This window comes from Paenisporosarcina sp. TG-14, from assembly GCF_000297555.1.
In the GTDB taxonomy this organism is placed as follows: domain Bacteria; phylum Bacillota; class Bacilli; order Bacillales_A; family Planococcaceae; genus Paenisporosarcina; species Paenisporosarcina antarctica.
Map to the genome: position 1 here is coordinate 22,577 of NZ_AMGD01000059.1, position 6,183 is coordinate 28,759.

9 protein-coding genes are annotated in these 6,183 nt (G+C 40.1%); all 9 read right to left on the reverse strand.

The annotated features are described in order from the left end of the window. Window position 1 precedes the first annotated feature (1 nt). Window positions 2-658, reverse strand: a complete 657-nt coding sequence (gene rpsC / locus C406_RS0115215) for a 30S ribosomal protein S3 (protein ID WP_017381514.1) — start codon at window positions 656-658, stop codon at window positions 2-4. A gap of 3 nt (window positions 659-661) precedes the next feature. Then, entirely contained in the window at window positions 662-1,003 is a 342-nt protein-coding gene (gene rplV, locus C406_RS0115220; RefSeq protein WP_017381515.1) for a 50S ribosomal protein L22, read from the reverse strand. A 20-nt stretch (window positions 1,004-1,023) separates the two neighbouring features. Continuing rightward, a complete protein-coding gene (gene rpsS, locus C406_RS0115225; protein WP_017381516.1) occupies window positions 1,024-1,302 on the reverse strand; it encodes a 30S ribosomal protein S19 in 279 nt (92 codons plus the stop codon). 60 nt (window positions 1,303-1,362) lie between these two features. After that, window positions 1,363-2,199: a 50S ribosomal protein L2 gene (gene rplB / locus C406_RS0115230; RefSeq protein ID WP_017381517.1), complete on the reverse strand. Its 837-nt coding sequence runs from the start codon at window positions 2,197-2,199 to the stop codon at window positions 1,363-1,365. A gap of 45 nt (window positions 2,200-2,244) precedes the next feature. Beyond that, window positions 2,245-2,529: a 50S ribosomal protein L23 gene (gene rplW, locus C406_RS0115235; RefSeq protein ID WP_017381518.1), complete on the reverse strand. Its 285-nt coding sequence runs from the start codon at window positions 2,527-2,529 to the stop codon at window positions 2,245-2,247. Beyond that, entirely contained in the window at window positions 2,529-3,152 is a 624-nt protein-coding gene (gene rplD / locus C406_RS0115240; protein ID WP_017381519.1) for a 50S ribosomal protein L4, read from the reverse strand. Before rplD ends, rplW begins: the two co-directional genes overlap by 1 nt. A 25-nt stretch (window positions 3,153-3,177) precedes the next feature. Then, on the reverse strand, window positions 3,178-3,807 hold the full coding sequence (gene rplC / locus C406_RS0115245; protein ID WP_017381520.1) for a 50S ribosomal protein L3: 630 nt from the start codon (window positions 3,805-3,807) through the stop codon (window positions 3,178-3,180). A 51-nt stretch (window positions 3,808-3,858) separates the two neighbouring features. Further along, window positions 3,859-4,167 (reverse strand): 30S ribosomal protein S10, encoded by a 309-nt coding sequence (gene rpsJ, locus C406_RS0115250; RefSeq protein ID WP_017381521.1) that lies wholly within the window; start codon window positions 4,165-4,167, stop codon window positions 3,859-3,861. A 257-nt stretch (window positions 4,168-4,424) separates the two neighbouring features. Beyond that, the gene (locus C406_RS0115255; protein WP_017381522.1) at window positions 4,425-5,744 is read right to left on the reverse strand and encodes a Na+/H+ antiporter family protein; all 1,320 of its coding nucleotides are present in this window, start codon (window positions 5,742-5,744) and stop codon (window positions 4,425-4,427) included. Between the last annotated feature and the right edge of the window lie 439 nt (window positions 5,745-6,183).

A 6,183-nucleotide genomic window follows, 5' to 3' on the forward strand; every position in this document is an offset into this window, starting at 1 on the left:
ATTATTTGCCTCCTTCCTCAGAGTTCTTCTTAACTGGAAGGACTTCACCACGATAGATCCATACTTTAACGCCAAGCTTACCATAAGTTGTGTCAGCTTCAGCATGTGCATAGTCAATATCAGCACGTAAAGTATGAAGTGGTACAGTACCTTCACTATAATGCTCAGCACGCGCAATGTCTGCGCCGCCTAGACGTCCAGATACTTGAGTTTTAATACCTTTAGCGCCAGAACGCATAGTGCGTTGTAATGATTGTTTTTGTGCACGACGGAAAGATACGCGGTTTTCTAATTGACGAGCAATGTTTTCCGCAACTAATTTCGCATCTAAATCCGGACGTTTAATTTCAATAATGTTGATGTGAACACGCTTGCCAGTAGTAGCATTAAGGTATTTACGAAGTGCTTCCACTTCAGTACCACCTTTACCAATAACCATACCTGGTTTAGCAGTGTGAATTGAAATGTTTACACGGTTTGCAGCACGTTCGATTTCCACTTTAGAAACAGAAGCTTCTTTTAAACGTGTTTCGATGTATTTACGAATTCTTAAGTCTTCATGAAGAAGAGTTGCATAGTCTTTTTCAGCGTACCATTTTGACTCCCAGTCACGAATAATACCTATTCGTAGTCCTATTGGATTAATTTTTTGACCCACTAGTTATCCCTCCTTCTTCTCAGATACCACGATCGTAATGTGGCTTGTGCGTTTGTTAATTGCGCTTGCACGACCCATTGCACGTGGTCGGAAACGTTTTAATGTTGGACCTTCATCAACAAAAACTTCAGAAATAACTAGTTTATTAACATCTAGCTCATAGTTGTGCTCAGCGTTCGCAACAGCAGATTTTAAAACCTTTTCTACTACAGGCGATGACGCCTTAGGAGTAAGGCGCAAAATAGCAACCGCTTCACCGATTTGCTTGCCTCTGATTAAATCAACGACTAATCTCACTTTACGAGGGGCAATACGCACTGTTCTAAGAATAGCTTTAGCTTGCATTAGGATATCCTCCTCTCAAATTAGCGTTTTGTTTTCTTATCATCGTTGCCATGGCCTCTATACGCACGTGTTGGTGCGAATTCGCCCAATTTGTGTCCTACCATATCTTCGGTTACATATACAGGAACGTGTTTACGTCCATCATATACTGCAATCGTCAATCCGATAAAAGTTGGGAAAATTGTAGAACGGCGAGACCAAGTTTTGATCACTTGTTTTTTCTCAGAATCCTTTTGTGCGTCAACCTTCTTCATTAGATGGTCATCAACAAATGGTCCTTTTTTCAAGCTTCGACCCATTTTGGTACCTCCCACAGTAATCTCGCTACGGCTCTCTGTTGGAACCGTAGAAGAATAACATTATTTTTTACTATTACTACGACGTACGATAAATTTGTCTGATCTGTTTTTCTTTTTACGAGTCTTGTAACCAAGAGTAGGTTTACCCCAAGGAGTCATTGGTGACTTACGTCCGATTGGAGCTTTACCTTCACCACCACCGTGTGGATGATCGTTCGGGTTCATTACAGATCCACGTACAGTTGGGCGTTTACCTAACCAGCGATTACGACCTGCTTTACCTATGTTGATTAATTCGTGTTGTTCATTACCAACTTGACCAATTGTAGCGCGGCAAGTTCCCAAGATCATGCGAACTTCACCAGATTGTAGACGAATAATTACGTACTTGTCTTCTTTACCAAGAACTTGTGCAGAAGTACCAGCAGAACGTACTAATTGTCCACCTTTACCAGGTTTCATTTCGATGTTATGGATTGTAGAACCCATAGGAATGTTTTGTAATGGTAATGCATTACCTACTTTAATATCAACTTCAGGACCTGACATGATAGTCATGCCAACTTCTAAGCCTTTTGCTGCAAGAATATAACATCTTTCACCATCTAAGTAGTTAATCAATGCGATGTTTGCAGAGCGGTTTGGATCGTACTCAATAGTAGCAACGCGTCCTGGAATGCCATCTTTAACTCGTTTGAAATCGATGACACGGTATTGACGCTTATGACCGCCACCTTGATGACGAACAGTTAACTTACCTTGGTTATTACGACCGCCTTTACGTTTGACAGGCTCAAGCAACGATTTGACAGGCTTGTTCGTTGTGATTTCAGCGAAATCAGAAGATGTCATGTTACGTCGACCGTTGGAGGTAGGTTTATACTTTTTAATCGCCATGTTTATTCCCTCCTTCTTATTAGTTCAATTTTAGTGCTTTATTTATTAAACCTCGAATAATTCGATGTCTTTACTTTCAGCAGTTAACTTAACAATCGCTTTACGACGTTTGTTAGTATATCCACCAAATTTACCAACGCGTTTGAATTTCCCTTTGTAGTTCATGATGTTTACTTTCTCAACATCTACTCCAAAGATCTCTTCGATTGCGTGTTTAACTTGAGTTTTATTGGCGCGAGTGTCCACTAAGAAAGTGTACTTTTTCTCTTCCATTACTTCAGAAGAACGCTCGGTAATGACCGGACGTTTAATAATATCACGTGCTTCCATTATCCTAGCACCTCCTCGATTTTTTCAACTGCAGCTTTTGTCACAACAATTTTGTCATGTCCAAGCAAGTCAAGAACATTAATGCCTGTTGCTGTTACTACTGATATACCTGGGATGTTACGAGCAGATAATGCTACGCTTTCATCAAGGTCAGCTGTAACGAACAAAGCTTTTTTCGCGATTGAAAGGTCTTTCAACACTTTCAAGAAATCTTTTGTTTTTGGTGCAGCGAACACTAAGCTTTCAAGAACGATGAAGTTCTCTTCTAACACTTTCGCAGAAAGAGCAGAACGAAGAGCTAAGCGACGAACTTTTTTCGGTAATTTGTAGCTGTAGCTACGTGGAACTGGACCGAAAACAACACCACCACCACGCCATTGTGGAGAACGAATTGAACCTTGACGTGCACGACCTGTTCCTTTTTGTTTCCATGGCTTACGACCACCACCAGCAACTTCAGAACGGTTTTTAACTTTATGATTACCTTGACGTAGTGAAGCTCGTTGAGAGGTTACTGCATCAAATAATACATTGTTGTTTGGAGCGATTCCGAAAACCGCATCATTTAATTCGATTTCACCAACAGATGAACCTGTTTGGCTAAGTAAAGATACCTTTGGCATTCCTGTTTCCTCCTTTCTCTTTAAATTAGTTAGCTTTAATAGCTGATTTAACTACTACTAATGCTTTACGAGAACCAGGAACATTACCTTTAACAAGTAGCAAGTTACGATCAGCATCAACTTTTACGATTTCTAAGTTTTGGATCGTGATCATCGAGCCACCCATTTGACCAGGTAATTTCTTTTGTTTAAATACACGGTTTGGAGCTACAGGTCCCATTGAACCTGGACGACGGTGGTAACGAGATCCGTGGGCCATAGGTCCGCGAGATTGGTTGTGGCGTTTAATAACACCTTGGAAACCTTTACCTTTTGTCACGCCAGAAACGTCTACTATATCGCCCTCTGTGAAACTTTCAACCTTGACTTCCTGACCAACTTCGTACTCAGCTATATTCAAGCTGCGGAATTCACGAATGAAGCGCTTAGGCGTTGTGCCCGCTTTCGCTACATGTCCTTTTGCTGGTTTGTTAGAAAGCTTTTCACGCTTATCTTCAAAACCTAACTGGATTGATTCGTAGCCATCTGTTTCAACTGATTTTTTTTGAAGCACTATGTTTGGTGAAGCTTCAATTACAGTTACAGGTATTAAGTCACCGTTTTCAGCAAATACTTGCGTCATGCCAATTTTTCTACCTAAGATTCCTTTAGTCATTTGTCACACCTCCTGCAAAATTGTTTGTTCATTACTATTTATTGTTTACCATTAAAGTTTGATTTCAATATCAACGCCAGATGGTAAGTCAAGCTTCATTAACGAGTCAACAGTTTGTGGTGTTGGGTTAACGATATCGATTAAACGTTTATGCGTACGCATTTCGAATTGTTCACGAGAATCTTTGTACTTGTGAACCGCACGAAGAACTGTGTACACCGACTTCTCAGTTGGAAGTGGAATCGGACCTGATACACTTGCACCTGAACGCTTTGCAGTTTCCACAATTTTCTCAGCAGATTGATCTAAAATTCTGTGATCATACGCTTTCAAACGGATACGAATTTTTTGTTTTGCCATTATTTTTCCTCCTTTTCGCCTATTTACTAGACATTCTCAACGAAAATTTTCCAACATCCCGCCATGGCAAAGCGGCCGGGTGTGTCGGTAACCTCTCGCATCATAGCAGTCAAAGACCAACATTCAACATTATACATATAGAAAAAGGTTATTGCAAGTGTTTTGCTGAACTCTTTTTTCATGCTTACTTATTGTATACCGAATTTTATTTACTTTCAATAGCAAAAGGAATAGTCCGAACATTAAGTTCTTACTCTCTATAACACCATAACAGCAATCCAACCGAATACCATTAACGGAATGTTGTAATGTACAAACGTCGGTACACATGTATCCCATATATGATTGTGTTGACCATCTGCGTTTAAACCTGCAGTTGGACCAAGTGTACTGTCTGATGCTGGTGATCCCGCATCTCCAAGTGCACCAGCCGTTCCTATTAATGCAATGATTGCTAGTGTACTAAACCCAAACTCCATAGCTAAAGGAACGAATATAGCAGCTATTATTGGAATCGTTGCAAATGAAGAACCAATTCCAATTGTAATTAGTAATCCTATTACAAGCATGAGCGCTGCCGCTAGTGCTTTGTTTTCACCTAATACCGATGAAACACTCCCTACAAGCGAGCCTATTTCTCCAGTCTCTTGTATAACGGAAGCAAAGCCATTTGCAGTAATCATGACAAATCCTATAAATGCCATCATACGCATGCCTTCTGTTAATACTTCGTCCGCTTCACGCCACTTCATCGTTCCAGATACATAGAGGACCAAGATTCCCGCTAGCGCTCCAATAATCATTGATTCTGTTTGAATTTGAGCGTATAAGGCTGCCAATAGAGCGACGATGGTTACTAAAACATCTTTTTTTGAAGCCGTTTTTCGTTGAGTTTCTTCTATACTACTAATTTTATTCTGATATTCACGTGGATTTCGGTAGGAAACGAAAACTGCGATTACCAAACCAACTAGCAGTCCAGCAACTGGAATGACCATCGCTTTTGGAATATCCTCAATATTTATCGCTAAACCTGCGAGTTCCATTTGCACACCAATAATTTCATGAAAAATCAATCCAAATCCATAAGGCAGTAAAATATATGGAGCCGTTAAACCAAATGTCAACACTGCTGCAATTAACCTGCGATCGATTTTCAATTCATTTAAAATGTGAAGAATCGGCGGAATGAGTAGCGGTATAAACGCTATATGAATTGGAATAAGATTTTGCGAGAAGATTGCCATCGCAAGAAGTGTAAAGACGATCAATGCTTTCGCCAAATTCCCTCTCGTGGCTTCTCCATCCTTATTAACAATCTTCAAAATGCCTTTTACTAGAAGCTGTGGAATTCCGGTTCTAGAAATTGCCACCGCGAATCCTCCAAGCATGGCGTAACTAAGTGCGATTGTAGCTCCTGCACCAAGGCCATCTGTAAATGAAGTGAGCGTCTCCATAAATGATAAGCCACCACTCAATCCGCCTGCCAGTGCTCCAATCAATAATGCAAAGACCACATTGACCCGAAGTAGGCTCAAGACTAACATGATCAAAACGGCAATAATTACTGCATTCATACATTTAATCCCCTTTAGTTTGCTAACGCGCTAAAGCGCACTTCTTAAATTAACAAAACTATATTTGGATGTCAACATGAAATAATTGGTTTTAATATGTTAGAAGAATTCGCATAAGAAAATTAGAAGCGTTAGAGCCTTTGTTATATAGCAGAAATCGCAAACTTGTTTGCAATGGATTACGAGAACGAAAGTCAAACAAATTTTCATTCCCACTTCGTGATTTTTTGTGGGAGAAATTGGGCGTACGGGAATAAAATCGTGTTGAACAGGAGTAAACAGGGTTCTTTGTCAAATGACGTTGGTGAAGAATTTTAGTCGGCTATAATTGATTTATTTATTTGTCGCGGGACTGTCCAGAAAGTCAGTAAACTACTTTTTTACGGCATTCTATTATTATGTAGTTTTTCAAGTACCCCGTTGCTTTCCGTTCCAGATG